This window comes from Nocardioides jensenii JCM 1364 = NBRC 14755, assembly GCF_001552535.1.
GTDB classification, from domain to species: Bacteria; Actinomycetota; Actinomycetes; order Propionibacteriales; family Nocardioidaceae; genus Nocardioides; species Nocardioides jensenii.
In genome coordinates this window covers 1-19,968 of sequence record NZ_BCRJ01000062.1, presented here as the reverse complement: position 1 = coordinate 19,968, position 19,968 = coordinate 1, and the positions used below count along the sequence as shown (strand labels likewise).

The following is a 19,968-nucleotide window of genomic DNA, read 5'->3' as shown; positions in this document are numbered from 1 at the left end:
GGAACCGGGGTGGTGGCGCGATGAGACCAGAGACGAGTCCGACGGCGCGCGCGCTGCTCACCCTCGAGCTGCTGCAGGGCCATCCGGGGATCACCGCACGACGGCTGGCCGATCGGCTCGGTGTCTCCGAGCGGGCCGTCCGCCGCTACGTCGACATCCTCCGCGAGGCCGGCATCCCGGTGGAGTCCGAGCGTGGTCCCTACGGCGGCTACCGCGTCGGTCGCGGGCTGCGCCTGCCTCCGTTGACGTTCACCGCCACCGAGGCCCTCGGTCTGGTGATGGCCGTGCTGGACGGGCACCACCGCGCCGGAGACCCGACCGACCCGGTGGGCAGCGCCCTCGGGAAGATCGTGCGCGCCCTGCCCGAGCCGGTCGCCGCCCAGGCCGAGTCCGTACGCCGAGCCGCGGCGCCCGCCCCCGACCGATCGGCTGCCCGCCCCGACCCGGCGACGACCACCCGACTCGTCGAGGCGGTCTCGGGTCATCGCGTGGTGCGGTTGTCCTATCGCAGCGAGGCCGGTTCCGAGTGGTCCTGCGAGGCCGAGCCGTGGGCGATCGTCGTACGCCACGGGCGTTGGTACCTGCTCTGCCGCCTGATCGACCGCGACAACGTCCGCACGCTGCGCATCGACCGGGTGCAGGCGGTCGAGGTCGACGAGGCGACCTTCGTGCCGCCGACGGACCTCGATGCCGTCGCCGAGCTCGAGCGGAACCTGTCGACGGGCTGGGAGTACGACGTCGAGGTGGTGATCGAGGCGCCACTCGACTCGTTCTGGTTCCCGCGGGCACTCGGCAGGCTCGAGGCCGTCGACGACTCGACCACCCGGCTGACCGGCACGACCAGCAATCCGTGGATGTACGCCGAAGCTCTGGCCGGGCTCTCCGTGCCCTACCGGATCGTCGGCGGTGACGAGGTGCGTGCCGCCGCCCGCACGGTGGCCGAGCGGATGTTGGCCGCGAGCGCTCCCGTGGACAGTCTCGTCGCGCCTCGGGACACCTGAACGAAGGAGACTCTCCGGCGTCCCCGTGCCGGCACTTCTCCATGGTCAGGCAGGTGTCAGCCGAACCAGCGTCGACGCTTCCGTGGCGGCTCGGGAACCGGGTGCATCAAGGAGGACCGCAGCGCGTGGAGCGCCTCCGGATCACCGGACACCGAGACGGTCCCGTCGGCGGGCGCGTGGCCGTGCAGCCACCACAACAGGTCGGTGGCCACGGCCTTCACCATCACCTGCGGATCACCCTCGGGGACCAGGCGGATCTCGGGCAGGCCTCCCGGTTGGGCACGGCTCACACCCAGATGCCAGGTCGCACCGGTGTCGGAGGCCCGGAGCGCCACGGTCTCGGGTCGCCACGTGTCGCTCGCGTCGGGCGCATTCCAGTGGCCCAGGGCCTGGTCGATGCCGTCGGCGGCGACGGCCGGCGCGAGCGTAGGCGACGTACGACCCGCTGCTCGGCTGGTGGCGTAGCCCACCGTGATCGTCTCGTGTGCCAGCAGTCTGGCCACCTGCGAGGTCGTGCCCGGCTCGCCGAAGTAGTCGATCGGGGCATCGGGTCCCGACTTCAGCAACGCCGCCTCGATGCGGTCCAGCTGCGCGGCGACACCGGCGACGAGGGCGGTGTGGTCGGCCGGTGAGTCCGGTTCGTCGCGGGTGCTCCAGTGGCCGGTCGGGTTCTCCAGCGACCACGCCCAGATCTCCAGGGTGGCCCAGTGGTCGGCGATGACCTCGCGGGTCGAGGCGTCGCGTGGTGGCACCCGGTCGCCGGGCTGCAGCTGGGCCAGGCTGGCCACGGCTGCCCGGCCGTGCAGGTCCAGCAGGTCGACGTGCTGGAGGAAGGGGACGCTCACGGGAGTCGAGCGTAGACGAGTCGGTCGAACGCACGAGGCCGGCCGCCGGCCGCGGGTCACACCAGTGTGTGGCGCACTCCGATCACGTCGTACGTCGACCGCGCCCGACGATCTCGCGTGAGCAGCAGCCGATCGTGGTGGAGCGCGGTGGCCGCGACGAGCGCGTCATACACGGCGCCACCACGAATGCCGTCACGAGCCAGGGTCATCACGATGTCGCGATGGCGCCCGGCGGGCAACGTCAGCGGCTTCCACGGGAGGGCACCGACGGCCTGCGCCGCGTCGGCGGCAGCAAGGCGGTGCGGCGCCGGCAGACGGGTGAGCACGCTGTAGCACTCCAGGAGCACGTGGGCCGGCACGGTGTCGACCGAGCCTGTCACCGCCCGACGGCACGCCGCATGATCTGGGTGCCAGGCGAGGAGTGCGGGAACCAGGACGCTGGTGTCGCAGGTGGTGGCCACACTCACCGTCGGGTTGCTTCGAGAGTGTCGCGCACCAGGTCGTCGGAGAGCTCGGGCAGGGGGTCACGCGAGACGACGCGGGGCAGTCCGCGTTCGGTCGTGACCTCGACCTCGGCAGGTGCGAGCTCGATCTCGATGCGGCCGTCGGTGAACACCACGTCGATCTTTCGTCCGGCGCTGAGCCCCATCGCATCGCGGACCGCCTTGGGCACCACGATGCGCCCGGCTCCGTCAATGGTGGTTCTCATGGTAGAAAAATACCACGAATCCGTCCGTGTCGGTGGCAGGCACTAGAGTCAGCCGGGTGAGTCGACGATGAGCAAGATGGATGACCTGCGCAAGATGCGCGAAGCCCGTTACGAAGCCGCGGCCGCGCGCGCCAAGCAGGCGGCCCCGAAGCCCGCAACGGCGGCGAAGTCGGAGCGCGCGCCGGTGGCACCCGCGAAGCCGCGAGCCGATGCAGAGGCGGCACCGGCCGAGGGCATGGTGCCCGCCGACGACCAGGCCCCGACCGAGGAGCTGTGCGGCCACCGCAACATGGGCGGTCGCACCTGCACCCGCGAGAAGGGCCACGCGGCCAAGAGCCACCGCTACTCCTGACCCGGGAGCGCCCTCGCTGACGGCCTCAGGCCAGCAGCTTCGTCCGGAAGAGTGCGAGGACGTCGTCCAGCGCCTGACGGGTTCGGGTGCCGGGTTCGTCGACGAGGTGCTCGGTGAGCACCGAGTGCGGGGGCAGCAACCCCTCGGGGTTGGCGTCGGCATCGTCGAGCTCGACGGCGACGAACGCGTCCCCGAGCTGGTCGCGCAGCCAGGCGAAACGCTCGTCGGAGACCAGCTTGTCGCTGCGGAACCGCAGCCCCATCACCTGCAGGTCACCGGCCAGGCAGCGCTGCTTCACGACGGCGAGGTCGTCGGGCGAGATGTCGGTGCCGCGCTTGCGACCGGGCACCAGGGTGAGCGGCAGCGACGGCTGGGAGAGCACCGGAGCCAGCATCCGCTCGTCGGTGGCCATCGCCAGCGCGAAGCCACCGGTCAGGCACATTCCGACCGCGCCGACGCCCGGCCCGCCACAGCGGTCGTGTTCCTGCGCGGCCAGGGAGCGCAGCCAAGCCACGACCGGCGAAGTCCTTCCGGTGGCGAACAGGCTGAACTCGCGACTGACGCAGACCCTGCCCAGCGCACGGGCGCCGGTCGCCACCGTTCCGGGCCAGCCGTGCGCGGGCGGGTTCGGGTCCCGCCCGGGTGCGCCGAACAGGTGCGGCATCACGACGGTGAAGCCCTCGTCGCGCACGGTGCGGGCGAACTCCACCACCTTCGGTGTGATGCCGGGGATCTCGGCGATGACGATCACCGCCGGTCCGCTCCCGGAGCGGTAGACCGGGTGCGTCGTACCGTCGGCGGAGAAGCTCTCGAGGTCGAAGTCGCGCAGGGCGTCGTCCGTCATGCGCGCAAGCGTAGGGCAGCGCGGACCGGAGCTCTGGAGGTCAGGCCCGCCAACGAGTGCGGCTGCTCGGAGCCCGTCCGGTGGGCTCCTCGCCGACCTGCACCTCGCCGCCGTACGCCCACGGACCCGTCAGCGGCAGGTAGGCGCCGCTCCAGAACGTGCCGGGGTCGTACCACTGCGCCTTGCGGTCATCCTCGAGAATCCCCATCTCCATCAGGGTCTCGGCCGTGACCTCGGCGCAGAAGGCCGCCTCGGGGCGCACTCGACGACCGCGCTTCCTGCGTGGGACGTAGGCGTCTCGACCACGCAGCCAACGGCCCGCAAGCTTCATCGTGCCGGGGAACGAGACTCCGTCCAGGCGGGCGATCGTGCGCATCGCCGCGTCCTCCTCGGGCTTGCCGGCCTCGGGGATCAGCTGGCGCATCCAGGATGCCTGGCCGTAGACGTCGCGCCACCGCGTCAGCGACTCGGCCAGGTCGTGCAGCTGGACCCCGCGGTGGTGGTCGCCGGTCCACTGGTCCATCAGGGTCTTGCCGAGCTCGGCGTGCCACATCAGCGGCGGCAGGTCGTCGAGGACCACCGCCATGCCGACGTGGTTGACGGGCGCGTTCGTCAACGTTCGGATCGCACGATCGGTCACCGTGCGCCCGCGGAACAGCCACAGGTCGCCGGTGCGGGTCAGCCGGATTGCCTCATCGATGTCGAGCACGACCCCAGTGTGCCCGGCCCCGCCGTGGATGGCGGTTAAGGTCGGGGCATGGTGAAGCGTTGGTGGAAGTGGGTCGGCCTGGCCGGTGTTGCCGGAGTCGCTGCGACCGGCGCGGTGATCGCGCGGGACGAGCGGGAGCGCCGTTCCTACTCGCCGGACGAGGTGCGGTCCCGACTGCACCAGCGGTACGACGAGGCGAAGCAGGAATGACCTCGATCAGTGGAGGGTTTCACGCACGGGCTGCGTGAAACCCTCCACTGATGGTTTCGTCGGCTCACCTCCCGGCGCTGACCTCTGGCAGTGACCGGCCCAGGGCGGCACCGCAGACGCCGAGCACCGCGAGCAGCACCAGGGCCGGCCCATTGCCCCAGATCGACAGCACGGCGGTGGCGCCTCCGGTCACCAGCAGCAGCACTCCCATCGCGGTGTTGGCAACCGCCACGTATTCCGTGCGCCGGTCGCCCTCGGCCATGTCGACGACGTACGTCTTGCGCGCCAGCCGGGTGCCCAGGTGCACGACGGCAAGCAGCAGGTAGGTCACGGGGTAGAGCCATGCCGACTCACGCACCGTGGGCGCCAGCAACAGCAGCAGGAACGCGATCGTGATCGCGGAGGCGCCCAGCGCGCAGCCGACCATCAGCAGCCGCGAGGACCGGTCGGCCAACCGGCCGAAGAGGCGGCCACCGATCAGGTTGGCCACCCCTTGGGCGATCACGAAGAGCCCGAGCCCGGAGAGCCCGTCGCCCTGATTGGCGACGCCGATCGCGACCACGAACGGAGGGCTCAACGCCGAGACCAGCAGCAGTGACCGCACCAGCACGAAGCGTCGGAAGGTCGCGTCGTCACGCAGCAGGTGCCACGCCTCCGCGATCCAACTCGACTGGTCATCGGGCTCCTCGACGGATCCCTCGGGCTCGCGCACGGTCACGAAGACCAGCAGGCCGACCACCCAGGCGAGCGCCGCACCGAGCAGCAGGACGGCGAGGAGGCCGGCGCCGACATCCCCGCCCCAGACCTCGAGACCGAGCCCCAGAACCAGGGCGAAGGCACCCGAGAGCACGGACACGACGCCGTTGATCTGCCCGCGTTGACCCTTGGGCACGGTGCGACCGAGCACGTCCTTGCTGGCCAGGGAGCACAGGGCCCGACCCACCGCGAAGACCGCGAGCGCGACGATGATGGCGATCCCCGCGGGCCAGCCCTCGAGGGTCAGAGCGGCCACCGCCATCGCTGCGCTTCCGACTGCCTGGGCCGCTGCCCCCGCCACCCAGGCCCACTTGCGGGCCCGCAGTCGGCGTACCCACGGGGTCACCGGCGCCTGCGGCAGCATGGAGCCTGCCTCGCGGACCGGGACGAGGAAGGCCAGCAGCAGCCCGGGAGCCCCGACGGCGCCCATCAACCAGGGCAGCACGATCTTGGCGTTGACGACCTGGTCGCCGATGCCCTGCATGGCCTGACCGCCCATCTGGCGGAGCCCGTTGCGGGCGATGTGCGGGCGGGCCGACGCGGCGATGTCCTCGTCGGAGTCACCCTCGGCGTGGATCAGCCTGCCGTAGAGCGCGGTCGCCGGCCTGGTGCACACCTGTCCAGTCTGCACGAGTCAGGGCGTTGCGGTGACCCGTTCGGCCAGGCGTACGGCGGCGTGGGCGGCCACGGCCGCCTCGGCGGGATCGGCCGCCGCCTCATGTGGCACCAGCCCACCCAGCAACGCGACCGGCTGGGTCAACCACGCCCAGGCGTTCCACGGATCCATACCGGCAGCCAGCAACGGCTTCAGCAACGCGTCCAGTTCGGGTCGCACGTCGCCACTGTCGGTCAACTGGAAGGCCGGGATCAACGTGCTCCCGTCGTCGGCCACCACCAGCATGGAGTGCTCCGCCTGCCCCTTGTGCACGGCGAAACGCGTGGCATTCACCGTGGCGCCACGCAGCTCGGCCAAGGAGTCGTAGGTGTGGGTCGGGCTGGCCACGAGCTCGGCGCGCACCCGTGCCTTGCGGGCCAGCATGACGAGCGCGACAGGCACGGCGTGCTCGGGTTCGGAGCCTTCGTTGTGCAGCAGCCCGTCGAGGCTCTCGAGCTGCTCGACGGTCAACGGCTCGTCGGTGGCCGGGTCGGTCCAGACCGCGACACCGTTCACGTCGCGGGTCAGGACAGGAAGGCCCGCTTCCCCCACGTGGTCTGCCAACCCCAGGCCCTCGAGCCAGGCCGCCAGCCGCTCGCCGATCCCGCCGGCATCGTTCGCACTCATGGCACCAGCCTGCCGCACACGACGTACGGCGTCTCAGGCAGGCTCGCCGACCGTTGCAAGCGCGGCCACAGACCTCGCACCGGGCACGCTGGTGTGGTCGCTCCACACGCGTCACAGCATGTGTGGAGCGACCACGGCCCCGCGTCACATCGGGTGGGTCAGCGGCGGACGTCGTACCTGTCGGCGTCCATCACCTTGGCCCAGGCGGCGACGAAGTCGTTGACGAACTTCTCGCCGGCGTCGTCACTGGCGTAGACCTCACCGACCACGCGCAGCTCGGAGTTGGAGCTGAACACCAGGTCGGCACGGGTCGCCGTCCACGCCTGGCCCTCGGCGCCCTCGCCGACGTACGTGCCCTGGCCGTCACCGGGACGCCAGGTGGTGCCGAGGTCCATCAGGTTGACGAAGAAGTCGTTGCTCAGCACGCCCACCCGGTCGGTGAGTACGCCGGCCTGCGAGCCGCCGCTGTTCGCACCGAGCACCCGGAGGCCACCGACCAGCACCGTCATCTCGGGAGCGGAGAGGTTGAGCAGGTTCGCCCGGTCGACGAGGTAGTTCTCGGCCGGCAGCTTGAGGTCGCCGCCCTCGTAGTTGCGGAACCCGTCGGCGCGCGGCTCGAGGTAGGCGAACGACTCGACGTCCGTCTGCTCCTGGGTCGCGTCACCACGACCGGGGGTGAACGGCACCTCGACGGTCACGCCCGCGGCGGCCGCGGCCTGCTCGACGCCCACGTTGCCGGCCAGCACCACGGTGTCGGCGAAGCTCAGCCCGGTCTCGGTGGCGATCGACTCGAGCTGCGCGATCACCGGCGCCAGCTCGGCCGGGTCGTTCGCGGCCCAGCTGCGCTGCGGCTCGAGGCGGAGACGACCACCGTTGGCACCGCCCCGCTTGTCGGAGTGGCGGTAGGACGACGCGGCCGCCCAGGCAGTCTTGACCAGCTGGGTGACGCTGAGACCGGAGTCCGCGATCTGCTGCTTCGCGGCGGCGACCGCGTCGGCCGAGGGCGCGTCGACGGCGGGGATCGGGTCCTGCCAGAGGAGCTCCTCGGTGGGGACCTCGGGGCCGCAGTAGCGCGCGATCGGGCCCATGTCGCGGTGGGTCAGCTTGAACCAGGCGCGGGCGAACGCGTCGGCGAACTGGTCGGGGTTCTCGTGGAAGCGCCTCGAGATCGGCCCGTAGATCGGGTCCTCGCGGAGCGCGATGTCGGAGGTGAGCATGCGGGGCTCGCGGCGGCCGCTGCCGTCGGCCTCGGGCACCATGTCGGCCCCGGCACCGTTCTTGGGCCGCCACTGGTGCGCACCGGCCGGTGACTTGAAGAGCTCCCAGTCGTAGGCGAAGAGGATGTGGAAGAACTCGTTGTCCCACCGGGTCGGGTGGTAGGTCCAGGTCACCTCGATGCCACTGGTGATGGCGTCGAGGCCCTTGCCGCTCTTGTAGGTGCTCTTCCAGCCGAGGCCGTTCTGCTCGATCGGTGCGCCCTCGGGCTCGGGCCCGACCAGCTCGGCGTCACCGGCGCCGTGGGTCTTGCCGAAGGTGTGGCCGCCGGCGATCAGGGCGACGGTCTCCTCGTCGTCCATCGCCATCCGGGCGAAGGTCTCGCGGATGTCGATCGCCGAGGCGAGCGGGTCAGGGTTTCCGTTGGGGCCTTCGGGGTTGACGTAGATCAGGCCCATCTGGACCGCGGCCAGCGTGTTGTCGAGGTCGCGCTCACCGGTGTAGCGCTCGTCGCCGAGCCACTCGGTCTCCGGGCCCCAGTAGACGTCGTCGTCGGGCTCCCACGAATCGGGGCGGCCACCGGCGTAGCCGAAGGTCGTGAAGCCCATGGACTCCAGTGCCACGTTGCCGGCCAGCACCATGAGGTCGGCCCAGGAGAGGTTCTTGCCGTGCTTCTTCTTCACCGGCCACAGCAGGCGACGAGCCTTGTCGAGGTTGCCGTTGTCGGGCCAGGAGTTCAGCGGCGCGAAGCGCTGCTGGCCGGTGCCGGCCCCACCACGACCGTCCTGCACCCGGTAGGTGCCGGCGCCGTGCCAGGCCATCCGGATCATCAGCGGGCCGTAGTTCCCGAAGTCGGCGGGCCACCAGTCCTGCGAGGTGGTCAGCACGGACTCGATGTCGCGCTTCACCTCGGCCAGGTCGAGGGACTCGAAGGCGGCCGGGTAGTCGAAGTCAGACCCGAGCGGGTTGGTCGCCGGGGCGTTCTTGTTGAGAATCTTCAGGTTCAGGCGCTGGGGCCACCAGCTCTGGTTGGCGGCGCCCTGGGTCGAGTGGGCACCACCGTCGTGGAACACGGGACAGCCGCTTGCGCTGCTCTCGTTCAGGTCCTTCAGCTCGGTGCCGGAGTCGTTGGTCATCGACTTTCCTTCTTCATGATCGGTGCGGTCTGGGTGAGAGGTGCGGTTCGGGATGAGCAGGTCGGGCAGGTCCCCCAATAGACGACCTCGGCCTCGTCGATGACGAAGCCGTGGTCGGTCGTGGGCGTGAGGCAGGGTGCGGCACCGACGCTGCAGTCCACGTCGGCGACCTCGCCGCAGGTGCGGCACACGACGTGGTGGTGGTTGTCACCGACACGCAGCTCGTAGCGGGCCACCGACCCGGCCGGCTGGATGCGACGCAGCAGGCCGGCCTCGGTCAGCGCGCTCAGGCAGTCGTAGACGGCTTGGTGGCTGACGTTCGGCAAGGCCAGGCGTACGCCGGCCAGCACCGCCGCGGTGTCCGCGTGAGGGTGCGCATGGACCGCGTCGAGGACGGCCAGCCGCGGCTTGGTGACGCGTAGGCCCGAACTCCGCAGCACGGTGTCGTGTTGCCCTGTCATGCCCTCCATCCTCGCACGTCTCTTGAACGAGTCAAGTATGGATTCGGGGCAGCGAGTCAGCTGCCGACGTACGCCGCCAGGTGCTCGCCGGTGAGCGTCTTCGCCTCGGCCACCAGATCGGCCGGCGTTCCCTCGAAGACCACCGTGCCGCCGTCGTGTCCGGCGCCGGGGCCGAGGTCGATGATCCAGTCGGCATGGGCCATCACGGCCTGGTGGTGCTCGATCACGATGACGGTCTTCCCCGAGTCGACGAGCCGGTCGAGCAGCCGCAGCAGGTTCTCGACGTCGGCCAGGTGGAGGCCGGTCGTGGGCTCGTCGAGGACGTAGACCCCGCCCTTCTCGCCCATGCGCATGGCCAGCTTGATCCGCTGGCGCTCGCCGCCCGAGAGCGTGTTCAGCGGCTGGCCGAGCTTGAGGTAGCCGAGCCCGACGTCCTCCATGCGCTGCAGGATCGCCGCGGCCGCGGGGGTCTTCGCGTCGCCGTCGGCGAAGAACGCGTGGGCCTCGGTGACCGGGAGGTCGAGCACGTCGGCGATGTTGAGGCCGCCGAAGGTGAGCTCGAGGACCGAGGCCTGGAACCGCTTGCCCTGGCACTCCTCGCACAGGGTCGCGACGGTCTCCACGAAGCTGAGCTCGGTGTAGATCATGCCGTTGCCGTTGCAGCTCTCGCAGGCGCCTTCGGAGTTGGCGCTGAACAGCGCCGGCTTCACGCCGTTGGCCTTCGCGAAGGCCTTGCGGATGGGCTCGAGCAGGCCGGTGTAGGTCGCCGGGTTGCTGCGCCGCGATCCCTTGATCGCACCCTGGTCGATCACCACCACCCCGTCGCGACCGGCCACCGATCCGTGGATCAGGGAGCTCTTGCCGGAACCGGCCACGCCGGTCACGACCGTCAGCACCCCGGTGGGTACGTCGACGTCGACGTCGCGAAGGTTGTGGGTCGAGGCACCCCGGATCTCGAGCGCGCCGGTCGCCTTGCGTACGTCGTCCTTGAGCCTGGCCCGATAGCTGAGGTGCTGGCCGGTGAGCGTCTCGGACTTCCGCAGACCGTCGACGTCGCCCTCGAAGCAGATGGTGCCGCCGCCGGTGCCCGCGCCCGGGCCGAGGTCGACGACGTGGTCGGCGATCTCGATGGTCTCCGGCTTGTGCTCGACCACGAGCACGGTGTTGCCCTTGTCGCGCAGCTCGAGGAGCAGCTTGTTCATCCGTGCGATGTCGTGCGGGTGCAACCCGATGCTGGGCTCGTCGAAGACGTAGGTGACGTCGGTGAGCGCCGAGCCCAGGTGTCGGATCATCTTGGTGCGCTGGGCCTCTCCGCCCGACAGGGTGCCGGCGGGGCGGTCGAGCGAGAGGTAGCCGAGACCGATCTCGACGAACGAGTCGAACAGGTGCAGCAGGTTGGCCAGCAAGGGCGCGACGGACTTGTCCGTGATGCCACGCGCCCACTCCGCAGCGTCGGTGATCTGCATCGAGCAGACCTCGGCGATGCCCTTGCCGTTCACCTTCGCCGACCGCGCCGCCTCGTTGAGCCGCGTGCCGTCGCACGCGGGGCACGGGCCGAAGACCGCGGCCCGCTCGACGAACGCCCTGATGTGGGGTTGCAGGGAGTCGACGTCCTTGCTGAACATCGACTTGCGGATCTTGGGGATCAGTCCCTCGTAGGTGACGTTGATCTTCTCGACCTTGACCTTGCGCGGCTCGGCGTACAGGAAGTCCTCGAGCTGCTTCTTCGTGAAGTCCTTGATCGGTACGTCGGCGGGCACCGCGACCTTGAACGCGGCCACCATCCAGCCGTCGGCGGTGTAGCCGGGAACCAGGATCGCGCCGTCGACGAGGGACTTCGACTCGTCGTAGATCTCGGTCAGGTCGAGGTCGGAGACGCTCCCCCGCCCTTCACACTCCGAGCACATGCCGCCGAGGTAGACCGCGTTCTTGACGACCTTCTTCTCGACCCTGCCGCCGGCCTTCTCGGTGCTCATCATGCCGCCCGCCCTGCGGGTCGGCACGTTGAACGCGAACGCCGTCGGAGGGCCGATGAACGGGTCACCGACGCGGCTGAACAGCACGCGGAGCATCGCGTTCGCGTCGGTCGCCGTGCCGACCGTCGAGCGCACGTTGGCGCCCATGCGTTCCTGGTCGACGAGAATCGCGGTCGTGACGCCCTCGATGTTGTCGACCTCGGGGCGGGCCAGGTTGGGCATGAAGCCCTGCACGAAGGTGCTGTAGGTCTCGTTGATCATGCGCTGCGACTCGGCCGCGATGGTGGCGAAGACCAGCGAGCTCTTGCCCGAGCCCGAGACCCCGGTGAAGACGGTCAGCCTGCGCTTGGGCAGCTCGATGCTGACGTCCTTGAGGTTGTTCTCCCGGGCCCCGTGGACCCGGATCAGGTCGTGGGTGTCGGCGACGTGCTGGGTCATCGTTCTCCATCTCTCGGGCGGCGGTGCGGATCCGACTTCGGTGCGGATCCGACCAGCACCAATCCAAGCAGGCCGCCGTGCCCTGCGCTTCTCGATTCCTGTCCGGTGCTCCGAGGTCGGCTCCCGAGCCGCCGTCGAGTGCACGGTTCCTGTCCGGTTCTCGCCGATTCCCGACAGGAATCGTGCACTCACGGGGTTCATGCTCGGATCGGCCGATGACTTCTGCCAGGGCTCGTGGTCTGATCGCCGAGGGTTCAAGGCACGGCGCACCCACCACCAGCCCTCGACCCACCCACCACCCACCCCCAAGGAGCACCACATGGGCCTCGTCCACGCAGATCTCGGCATCACCCTCGACGGCTACTCGGCCGGGCCGAACCAGCGGCTCGAGCAGCCGTTCGGCGACTTCCCCGTGGAGCACCTGCACTCCTGGATGTTCGAGCACGGCGACGAGAACGCGGCCGAGGTGGCCGCGATCGTCGACGCCGGCGCCTTCGTCATGGGACGCAACATGTTCACCGCCGGCAGGGGTGAGCACGACCCGGAGTGGAAGGGCTGGTGGGGCGACAACCCGCCCTACCACGGGCCGGTCTTCGTGGTCAGCCACCACGCACGGGAGTCGATCCCGATGGAGGGCGGCAGCACGTTCCACTTCGTCACCGACGGCGTCGAGTCGGCGATGGCGCAGGCCAAGGCACAGGCGGGCGACCGCAACGTGTCGGTCACCGGCGGCGCCCGGACGGTCAACCAGTGCCTGGCCCTCGGCCTGATCGACGAGCTGCGACTGCACGTGGTGCCGTTCACCGCCGGCGACCCGGGCGACGAAGGCTCACGGGTGTTCGCCGGCGTGCCGCAGATCAGTCTCGAGATCGCGTCGGTGCGCAGCACCCCGCACGTCAACCACCTGACCTACCGACGCCCCGGTCTCTGACCGCTCGCCACCTACAGCGTCGGCTCCGAGAGCACGGCGAGGGTGAGCACGGCGTCCTCGATCATCTCCTCCTGCTCGAGCTCGGCCTCGAGGCCGCGCAGCCGAATGGCGAGCTCGGTCTCCCGGTCGTCCCCGGTCAGGTCCACTGCGGCGACGATGAAGAAGCGGTGCGGGCCGACGTACTCCACATGCAGGTAGCTGACCCGGTTGATCTCGGGACGCTGCTTGAGCGTGGCCAGGATGCGCTCCTCGAGCTCCGGCGAGATCTCCTGGCCGAGCAGGTAGTCCATGTTGCGGCGCATGAGGAAGATCGCCACGAAGCCGAGCAGCACGCCGACGGCGATCGAACCCAGCGCGTCGAAGACGGCGTTGCCGGTCAGCTCGTGCAGCCCGATGCCGGCGGCGGCGAGCAGCAGTCCGGCGATCGCTGCCGAGTCCTCCATGAACACCGCCCGCAGGGTGGAGTCCGAGGTGCGGTCCACGAACTTCAACGGCCGCATCCCCCACGTCCTGGCCTCGCCCACGACCTGCCTGGTGGCCTGGAGCAGCGAGACTCCCTCGAGCACGAAGGCCACGCCGAGCACGACGTAGTTGATGAGGTGGTCCGGGTCCTCGCCCTCGCCGGTGAGCTCGGTGAGGCCGTGCCACACCGAGACCACCGAACCGGCCGCGAACAGACCGAAGGCGGCCACCAGCGACCAGACGTACGTCGCCCTGCCGTAGCCGCGCGGGTGGGTCTCGTCGCGCTCACGACTGCCGGCGCGTTCGGCGAAGAGCAGGAACACCTCGTTGCCGGTGTCGGCCCAGGAGTGCGCTGCCTCGGCGACCATCGCTGCCGAGCCGGTGAACGCCGCGGCCGCTGACTTCGCCAGCGCCACCAGCGCGTTGGCGACGAGGGCCACGATCACGGTCAGCAGGGATCCGGAGGACTGCTTCTGCTCGGGCACCCGCCCAGTGTCACACGCCGAGAGCGACGGCAAACGCGACGAATTTCCCTTGGTATGTCCTACCTTCGAGAGATGAATTTCTCGGATCTGACTCGGACCAAGCACGTCGACGACGTCATCCACCAGAACGATGCAGACCCCGAGGACGAGCACGCCGGCCACCTCAAACAGAACCTCTCCGCCCGTGACCTGATCGGGTTCGGCATCGGCATCGTGATCGGCACCGGCATCTTCACCCTGACCGGTCTGCAGGCCAAGGAGAACGCCGGACCGGCGGTGGTGATCAGCTTCCTGATCGCCGGGTTCGTCAGCCTGTTGGCCGCCCTCTGCTACGCCGAGCTGGCCGCCGCCGTTCCGACCGCGGGCAGCTCCTACACCTACGCCTACACGACGATCGGCGAGATCTTCGCGTGGGTGATCGCGTGGGACCTGATCCTCGAGTTCGCACTGGGTGCGGCGGTGGTGGCCCGTGGCTGGTCCGGCTACGTCGCGGGCGTCTTCGACCTTCCGCAGAAATGGTTCGGGGAGGAGGGGTCGGTGATCAACGTCGGCGCGATCGCGATCACCCTCGTGCTCGGCTACGTCGCCATCCGGGGCATCCGCGAGTCCAAGTGGGTGACCAACGGGCTGGTGGCGATCAAGGTGATCGTCTGTCTCTTCGTGATCGCGGTGGGCTTCTTCTACGTCAAGACCGACAACCTGACCCCGTTCATCCCGAAGGCCGAGTCCGGTGGCAGCGACAGCGGGTCCCTGACCGCCCCGCTGTGGCAGTTCGTCACCGGCATCGAGCCGTCGACGTACGGCGTTGCCGGTGTGTTCGTCGCCGCCGCCGTGGTCTTCTTCGCCTACAGCGGGTTCGAGGCGGTGGCCAACCTCGGCGAGGAGACCAAGAAGCCCGCACGCGACATGCCGATGGGGCTGCTCGGCACGCTCGGCATCTGCACCCTTCTCTACGTCGGTGTCTGCCTGGTGCTGACCGGCATGGTGCACTACAAGGATCTGTCCGAGGGTGACGCGGTGGCCGACGTCTTCGACCAGGTCGGGCTCGGCTGGGCCGGAATCCTGGTCGGCATCGCCGCCGTCGCCGGACTCAGCTCCGTGATCCTGGTCGACCTCGTCGCGATGGGACGCATCGGCTTCGCGATCGCCCGCGACGGCCTGCTGCCCCCGATCTTCAGCCGGGTGCACCCGACGTGGGGCACCCCGGTGCTGATGACCTCGCTGACGGTCGGCGCGGTGGCCCTGCTGGCCGGCCTGATCCCGATCTCCGTGCTGGCCGAGATGGTCAGCATCGGCACGCTGTTCGCGTTCGTCGTGGTCTCGGTCGCGGTCGCCGTGCTGCGCCGCACCCAGCCGGACATGAAGCGCCCCTTCCGCACCCCGCTGGTGCCGCTGGTGCCGATCGCGTCGGTGGTCTGCTGCCTCGCCCTGATGGCCAGCCTCGCGGTCGAGACCTGGCTGCGCTTCCTGGTCTGGCTGCTGCTCGGCTTCGTGGTCTACGCCTGCTACGGCTACCGGCACTCCAAGGTCGGCAAGCGTGCCAAGGCCCGTGCAGAGGAGGCGAGCGCGTGAGCATCGTCGTCGGATTCGGCCCCGATGTCCGCAGCACCGCAGGGCTGCGGCTGGCGGGGCAGCTCGCCAGCACCACGGGCCTGCCCCTGGTGCTGTGCTGCGTGGTGCACGACGCCTTCGATGCGCCGGGGCTGCGCGACGCCCACCATGTCGACGCCGAGTGGCGAGCCCACCTGAACAACTCGGCGCGGGAGGCGATCGCCGCCGCCCGAGATGTGCTGCCCGCAGACGTCACCGCCGAGACGGTGGTGCGCACCGGCCGTTCCGTGCCACAGGTGCTGCGCGACGAGGGCGTACGCCGCAAGGCCACCTTGCTGGTGGCCGGCTCGGCCACCGTCGGCAGTCTGGGTCGCATCGCGCTCGGCAGCACCACTGACCGGCTCGTGCACAGCTCGGCTGTTCCGGTCGCCCTCGCTCCGCGCGGCTACCAGGACGACGGCGCGGTACGCCGCATCGTGCTCGCGATGGAACCGACGCGTGGTGACGTCGCACTGGCCGAGCCCGTCGCCGCCCTGGCCGCGAGCCTGGGCGCCGAGGTCGAGGTGGTGACCTTCCTCGTGCGCCAACGGTCGGCCAACGCGGCCTTCGCCTCGGGCGCGGTGATCCGCGCCTGGCACGAGGAGGTGACCCGCGCCCACCGCGAGTTCGCCGAGCTGCTCGGATCGCGTGAGGTGAGTGTGACTGGAGCGAGGGTGGCCGAGGGTGACGGCTGGAACAACGCCCTGCGTGTGCCCGACTGGCAGCCGGGCGACCTGCTCGTCGTCGGCTCCAGCCACCACGGCCCCGTGGCCAGCGTGTTCCTCGGCTCCACCGCGGCGCGGATCCTGCGCCACTCGCCGGTGCCGGTGATCGTGCTGCCCCGGCTGCGCGGGCAGGTCAGCCCCTAGGCGCCGCTGGGCAACGTACGTCGCACCCACCCCGGCAGCGTCGGGTGGCTTCAGGAAGCAACCCGCTCGGCGAGGTCGTCGGGCCAGTCCGAGGACCCGAGCCGATCCCGGACCGCGAGCGCGGTGACGTAGAGCTGCACGTCGCGCAGGTCCGTGACGCGTGGACGCAGCCGGTCGAGCACCGGGACCACCTCGTCACGCCACCACGACGCGGCGAGCTCGGAATCGGTGACCGGCTCGCACCGCCTGCTGCGCGTGCGATGCGCCCAGGCCTCGGCCGAGTCCGCCAGCCGGCCCCAGTCAGCGGGGGCGTCGAGCCAGAGGTCACGGCGTACGTCGTCGGGCAGCGGCACGCGCTCCAGGAACCTGCGTTCGGCCGCCTTGCTGGGCAGGTGTGACCTGCGCAGGCAGCACATCGCGTAGGCGACCGTGCAGACTCGGGTGACCCTCGCCGGCAGGCTGTCCCAGCCCAGGCTCTTGGCCGCCGAGACACGGTGGTGCCCGTCGCGCACGAAGTAGAGCTCGCCCAGCTGGACCAGGTCGACCGGCCCGAGAGGGTCACCGGCACGAAGCATCGCGACCAACCCGTCTCGCCGGCCGCGCAGCGCCGGGTTGGTGAGACCGAAGTCCTCGTCGAAGTCCTGGGCGCGTGCCGCACTGCCGACCACCGCGGCGAGCGGAACGATGCCCTCGTGTCGCCCCATCGTCCCTGCATCGCCCAAGGCGTCCAGGGCGTCGTACAACGGGATCAGGGTCGTCGTCGGCCTGCGCCACCTCAGCTGTCCCACGGCGCGCTCCGTCCGTGCCGGTGGTGCCTGGCAACAGAGTCGGCGTGCACCTGACGCCCGTGCCGCATGGCGTGACCGGCGTCCACGCCGGCCGCGAACTCGCGCATCCACCTGCTGAGCATTCGCTTCCTGGGTCCCATCACCACTCCTTGGTACACTGATCTGTGAAGTTGCCTTCCACCATAGGTACACAGATCTGTGAATGCAAGGAGATTCTCGAGAATGCCCGCCACCCCCACGGCCGACCTCGACTCACTGACGCCGGGTGCCCGGCGAATCCTCGACACCGCGTCCCGGCTCTTCTACGAGCAGGGCATCCATGCGGTGGGCGTCGACACCATCGCCGCCGAGTCCGGGGTCACGAAGCGGACGCTCTACGACCGGTTCGGTTCCAAGGACGGCCTGGTGACGGCGTACCTCCGGTCACGCGACCGTCGCTGGCGCTCGATGATCGAGGCCCGCCTCGGGGAGGCCGGCGCCGACCCGCTGCCGCGGATCCTGGCACCGTTCGACGTGCTCCCGCTCTGGCTGGACGAGTGCACCCGCGGGTGCAGCTTCATCAACGCCTTCGGAGAGCTGCACGACGGCGACCACCCCGGACGGGACGTGATCGTGGAGGAGAAGACCTGGCTGCTCGACCACTTCCGCACGAGCCTCACCCAGGCAGGGATCGTGGAGCCCGAGCCACTCGCCGTCCAGCTGCTCAGCCTGCACGAGGGTGCGATCGTCGCCTACTCCATCACCAGTGCCGCGGGCGCCGCGGAAGCCGCGCACGCCGCGGCCCGGAGCCTGGTCGAGCTGGCGCTGACCAGTCAGGGCACGAGGTAGGCGCTGTCGCGGGCGTCGGTGATCGCCATGTGGCCGGGCGCATGCCCGATCGCGAAGGCCGGGCGCGACGCCATGACGGCCGCCTGCGGGGTGACGCCGCAGGCCCAGAAGACCGGCACCTCGCCGGCCCGGATCTCCACCGCGTCGCCGAAGTCCGGCGCGTCGAGGTCGGTGATCCCCAACGCGGCCGGATCGCCCACGTGGACCGGCGCGCCGTGCACGGAGGGATACCGCGAGGTCACCCGCACGGCCGTGGCGACCTGGGCGGCCGGCACCGGACGCATCGAGACCACCATCGGACCGGACAGGCTGCCGGCCGGGCGGCAGTCGACCGAGGTGCGGTACATCGGCACGTTGCTGCCCTGCTCGATGTGTCGCACCGGTACGCCGGCCTCAGCCAGGGCCGCCTCGAACGTGAACGAGCAGCCGATCAGGAACCCGACCAGGTCGTCGCGCCAGAACTCCGTCGCGTCCCTCACCTGCGCCACCGGCTCGCCGTGCTCGTAGACGACGTACGCCGGCAGGTCGGTGCGCAGATCGCCGGCGAAGAGCGGGCTGTCGACCGCGCCCACCTCGGTGACGTCGAGCACGGGGCACGGCCGGGGGTTGCGCTGCGCGAACAGCAGGATGTCGTAGGCCAGGTCGCGCGGGAGTGCGATCAGGTTGGCCTGCGTCCACCCGGCGCTCCAGCCCGTGGTCGGCACCTGGAGGCCGCCGCGGAACAGGGCGCGCGCTGCCTCGGGGGACAGGCTGGCCGGATCGGTCGGCCGATTCGGGACGGACAGGTCAGAGGTCATCGAGATCTCCTCCGGGGAGGGTCGTGCGGGTGAACCGGACGCGCTGCCCGGGCCGGGCCTGGGCGGCCTTGGACAGGTCGGCGGCGACCACCACGGCGATCACCGGGTAGCCACCGGTGACGGGGTGGTCGGCCAGGAAGAGCGTGGGCTGCCCGGACGGCGGCACCTGGAGGGCACCGCGCACCATCCCCTCACTGGACAGCTCGGCGTCGGCGACGCGTTCCAGCTCCGGCCCGGCCAGGCGCATGCCGATGCGGTTGCTCTCGGCGGTGACGTCGTACGCCGCACCGACGAGCGCGTCCAACGCCTCATCGGTGAACCAGTCCGCGCGCGGGCCGGGCACGATGCGGAGTGCGATCTCGTCATCGCTCGGCGGGCACACGGGAGCCAGGTCCACGTCGGGCAGGTCGCCGGTCGGCGTACCGACCGGAAGCACCGTGCCTTCGGCGAGCGGGTCCGGACCGACCCCGGCGAGGAGGTCGGTCGAGCGCGACCTCAGCACCGGGGGCACGTCGAAGCCGCCGCGCACCGCGAGGTAGCTGCGCAACCCGCTGGTGGGCACGCCGAGACGCAGGGTGGCGCCGTCGGGCATCCAGACCACCGAGTTCGCCGCGACTTGTCGGGCGTCGAGCGTCATCGGGCACGGGGCGCCGGTGAGGGCAACGAACAGGCCACCCTCGGCGCGCACCTCGAGCCCACCGAACGTCACCTCGATCACCGCAGCCTCTGGGGGGTTGCCGAGGAGCCGGTTGGCCAACCCGAAGGCCTGACTGTCGGCCGCACCGGACTGTCCGACGCCGAGCGCGGCCAGCCCGGGACGGCCGAGGTCCTGCACGGTGGCCAGCGGACCGGCCGCGATCACTTCGAGTCGGCACATGCCCTAGACCTCCACGAATCGGACCCGGATGCCCGGAGAGAGTAGGGCCGGCGGGTCGCGGTCAAGGTCCCATGCGTCGACGTCGGTGTGCCCGATCAGCTGCCAGCCGCCCGGCGACTCGCGCGGGTAGACCCCGGCGAACTCGCCGGCCAGGGCCACCGCACCGGCCGGCACCTTGGTGCGTGGCGTGCTGCGCCGCGGCACGTGGAGACGGTCGTCGGTGCCGACGAGATAACCGAACCCGGGCGCGAATCCGCAGAAGGCGACGGTCCACTCCTGACCGGTGTGGGCCTCGATCACGCCGCGCTCGTCGAGCCCGGTGAGGCGAGCGACCTCGGCCAGGTCCTCCCCGTCGTAGCGCACCGGCACCTCGAGGCGCCCGGCGTCCGGGCGGGCGCCGGGCCGCG

The 19,968-nt window shown here is 70.5% G+C and carries 23 protein-coding genes; 7 read left to right on the top strand and 16 right to left on the bottom strand.

Annotation, left to right across the window (positions count from 1 at the left end):
- Nucleotides 1–20: 20 nt before the first annotated feature.
- Nucleotides 21–1,001 carry a helix-turn-helix transcriptional regulator gene (locus tag NJ4_RS13965; RefSeq protein ID WP_067436175.1) on the top strand — a complete coding sequence of 327 codons (981 nt, stop codon included), beginning with the start codon at nucleotides 21–23 and terminating at the stop codon, nucleotides 999–1,001.
- A gap of 56 nt (nucleotides 1,002–1,057) precedes the next feature.
- Here the strand turns inward: NJ4_RS13965 and NJ4_RS13960 are convergent, their stop codons facing one another.
- From NJ4_RS13960 to NJ4_RS13950, 3 genes are read right to left on the bottom strand one after another with little or no spacing between them, the layout of a single operon-like run.
- A complete protein-coding gene (locus NJ4_RS13960; RefSeq protein WP_067436171.1) occupies nucleotides 1,058–1,846 on the bottom strand; it encodes a hypothetical protein in 789 nt (262 codons plus the stop codon).
- A 56-nt stretch (nucleotides 1,847–1,902) separates the two neighbouring features.
- Nucleotides 1,903–2,307, bottom strand: a complete 405-nt coding sequence (locus NJ4_RS13955; protein ID WP_067436168.1) for a type II toxin-antitoxin system VapC family toxin — start codon at nucleotides 2,305–2,307, stop codon at nucleotides 1,903–1,905.
- A 2-nt stretch (nucleotides 2,308–2,309) separates the two neighbouring features.
- On the bottom strand, nucleotides 2,310–2,555 hold the full coding sequence (locus NJ4_RS13950; protein ID WP_067436165.1) for an AbrB/MazE/SpoVT family DNA-binding domain-containing protein: 246 nt from the start codon (nucleotides 2,553–2,555) through the stop codon (nucleotides 2,310–2,312).
- Nucleotides 2,556–2,622: 67 nt separating this feature from the next.
- On the opposite strand from NJ4_RS13950, the gene NJ4_RS13945 reads away from it, so the two are divergent.
- A complete protein-coding gene (locus tag NJ4_RS13945; protein ID WP_067436162.1) occupies nucleotides 2,623–2,907 on the top strand; it encodes a hypothetical protein in 285 nt (94 codons plus the stop codon).
- A gap of 25 nt (nucleotides 2,908–2,932) precedes the next feature.
- Here the strand turns inward: NJ4_RS13945 and NJ4_RS13940 are convergent, their stop codons facing one another.
- Together NJ4_RS13940 and NJ4_RS13935 are read right to left on the bottom strand one after the other, a co-directional pair.
- On the bottom strand, nucleotides 2,933–3,751 hold the full coding sequence (locus tag NJ4_RS13940; RefSeq protein WP_067436158.1) for a dienelactone hydrolase family protein: 819 nt from the start codon (nucleotides 3,749–3,751) through the stop codon (nucleotides 2,933–2,935).
- A 40-nt stretch (nucleotides 3,752–3,791) separates the two neighbouring features.
- Entirely contained in the window at nucleotides 3,792–4,460 is a 669-nt protein-coding gene (locus tag NJ4_RS13935; RefSeq protein WP_067436155.1) for a hypothetical protein, read from the bottom strand.
- Nucleotides 4,461–4,508: 48 nt separating this feature from the next.
- On the opposite strand from NJ4_RS13935, the gene NJ4_RS25980 reads away from it, so the two are divergent.
- Nucleotides 4,509–4,670: a hypothetical protein gene (locus NJ4_RS25980; RefSeq protein ID WP_169799265.1), complete on the top strand. Its 162-nt coding sequence runs from the start codon at nucleotides 4,509–4,511 to the stop codon at nucleotides 4,668–4,670.
- A gap of 64 nt (nucleotides 4,671–4,734) precedes the next feature.
- On the opposite strand, the gene NJ4_RS13930 is transcribed toward NJ4_RS25980, so the two are convergent.
- From NJ4_RS13930 to NJ4_RS13910, 5 genes are all read right to left on the bottom strand, one after another.
- On the bottom strand, nucleotides 4,735–6,042 hold the full coding sequence (locus tag NJ4_RS13930; protein ID WP_067436152.1) for an MFS transporter: 1,308 nt from the start codon (nucleotides 6,040–6,042) through the stop codon (nucleotides 4,735–4,737).
- 18 nt (nucleotides 6,043–6,060) lie between these two features.
- On the bottom strand, nucleotides 6,061–6,708 hold the full coding sequence (locus NJ4_RS13925) for a hypothetical protein (protein ID WP_067436149.1): 648 nt from the start codon (nucleotides 6,706–6,708) through the stop codon (nucleotides 6,061–6,063).
- 158 nt (nucleotides 6,709–6,866) lie between these two features.
- Nucleotides 6,867–9,059, bottom strand: coding sequence for a catalase/peroxidase HPI (gene katG / locus NJ4_RS13920; protein ID WP_067436146.1), 2,193 nt, complete (start codon nucleotides 9,057–9,059; stop codon nucleotides 6,867–6,869).
- Complete coding sequence (locus NJ4_RS13915; RefSeq protein ID WP_174524606.1) at nucleotides 9,056–9,520, bottom strand: Fur family transcriptional regulator; 465 nt, start codon at nucleotides 9,518–9,520, stop codon at nucleotides 9,056–9,058. The genes katG and NJ4_RS13915 overlap by 4 nt, the downstream gene beginning before the upstream one ends.
- Before the next feature lie 56 nt (nucleotides 9,521–9,576).
- On the bottom strand, nucleotides 9,577–11,934 hold the full coding sequence (locus tag NJ4_RS13910; RefSeq protein WP_067436143.1) for an ATP-binding cassette domain-containing protein: 2,358 nt from the start codon (nucleotides 11,932–11,934) through the stop codon (nucleotides 9,577–9,579).
- 319 nt (nucleotides 11,935–12,253) lie between these two features.
- On the opposite strand from NJ4_RS13910, the gene NJ4_RS13905 reads away from it, so the two are divergent.
- Nucleotides 12,254–12,865 (top strand): dihydrofolate reductase family protein, encoded by a 612-nt coding sequence (locus NJ4_RS13905; RefSeq protein ID WP_067436140.1) that lies wholly within the window; start codon nucleotides 12,254–12,256, stop codon nucleotides 12,863–12,865.
- A gap of 11 nt (nucleotides 12,866–12,876) precedes the next feature.
- Here the strand turns inward: NJ4_RS13905 and NJ4_RS13900 are convergent, their stop codons facing one another.
- Complete coding sequence (locus NJ4_RS13900; protein ID WP_067436136.1) at nucleotides 12,877–13,812, bottom strand: cation diffusion facilitator family transporter; 936 nt, start codon at nucleotides 13,810–13,812, stop codon at nucleotides 12,877–12,879.
- Nucleotides 13,813–13,884: 72 nt separating this feature from the next.
- On the opposite strand from NJ4_RS13900, the gene NJ4_RS13895 reads away from it, so the two are divergent.
- Nucleotides 13,885–15,384, top strand: a complete 1,500-nt coding sequence (locus NJ4_RS13895; RefSeq protein ID WP_067436271.1) for an APC family permease — start codon at nucleotides 13,885–13,887, stop codon at nucleotides 15,382–15,384.
- Nucleotides 15,381–16,271, top strand: coding sequence for a universal stress protein (locus tag NJ4_RS13890; RefSeq protein WP_067436133.1), 891 nt, complete (start codon nucleotides 15,381–15,383; stop codon nucleotides 16,269–16,271). The genes NJ4_RS13895 and NJ4_RS13890 overlap by 4 nt, the downstream gene beginning before the upstream one ends.
- A gap of 50 nt (nucleotides 16,272–16,321) precedes the next feature.
- Here the strand turns inward: NJ4_RS13890 and NJ4_RS13885 are convergent, their stop codons facing one another.
- Nucleotides 16,322–17,059, bottom strand: a complete 738-nt coding sequence (locus NJ4_RS13885; RefSeq protein WP_067436130.1) for a ParB N-terminal domain-containing protein — start codon at nucleotides 17,057–17,059, stop codon at nucleotides 16,322–16,324.
- The gene (locus tag NJ4_RS25695; protein WP_157551132.1) at nucleotides 17,047–17,199 is read right to left on the bottom strand and encodes a hypothetical protein; all 153 of its coding nucleotides are present in this window, start codon (nucleotides 17,197–17,199) and stop codon (nucleotides 17,047–17,049) included. The genes NJ4_RS13885 and NJ4_RS25695 overlap by 13 nt, the downstream gene beginning before the upstream one ends.
- An 82-nt stretch (nucleotides 17,200–17,281) precedes the next feature.
- Between NJ4_RS25695 and NJ4_RS13880 the strand changes: the two genes are divergently transcribed.
- Nucleotides 17,282–17,887, top strand: coding sequence for a TetR/AcrR family transcriptional regulator (locus NJ4_RS13880; RefSeq protein WP_067436127.1), 606 nt, complete (start codon nucleotides 17,282–17,284; stop codon nucleotides 17,885–17,887).
- Here the strand turns inward: NJ4_RS13880 and NJ4_RS13875 are convergent.
- From NJ4_RS13875 to NJ4_RS13865, 3 genes are all read right to left on the bottom strand, one after another.
- The gene (locus NJ4_RS13875; RefSeq protein ID WP_067436124.1) at nucleotides 17,872–18,684 is read right to left on the bottom strand and encodes a putative hydro-lyase; all 813 of its coding nucleotides are present in this window, start codon (nucleotides 18,682–18,684) and stop codon (nucleotides 17,872–17,874) included. The genes NJ4_RS13880 and NJ4_RS13875 overlap by 16 nt on opposite strands.
- Nucleotides 18,674–19,561, bottom strand: a complete 888-nt coding sequence (locus tag NJ4_RS13870) for a 5-oxoprolinase subunit C family protein (RefSeq protein WP_067436121.1) — start codon at nucleotides 19,559–19,561, stop codon at nucleotides 18,674–18,676. The genes NJ4_RS13875 and NJ4_RS13870 overlap by 11 nt, the downstream gene beginning before the upstream one ends.
- Nucleotides 19,562–19,564: 3 nt before the next feature.
- Nucleotides 19,565–19,968: 5-oxoprolinase subunit B family protein (locus tag NJ4_RS13865; protein ID WP_157551131.1), on the bottom strand; the 404-nt coding region annotated here is incomplete at its 5' end.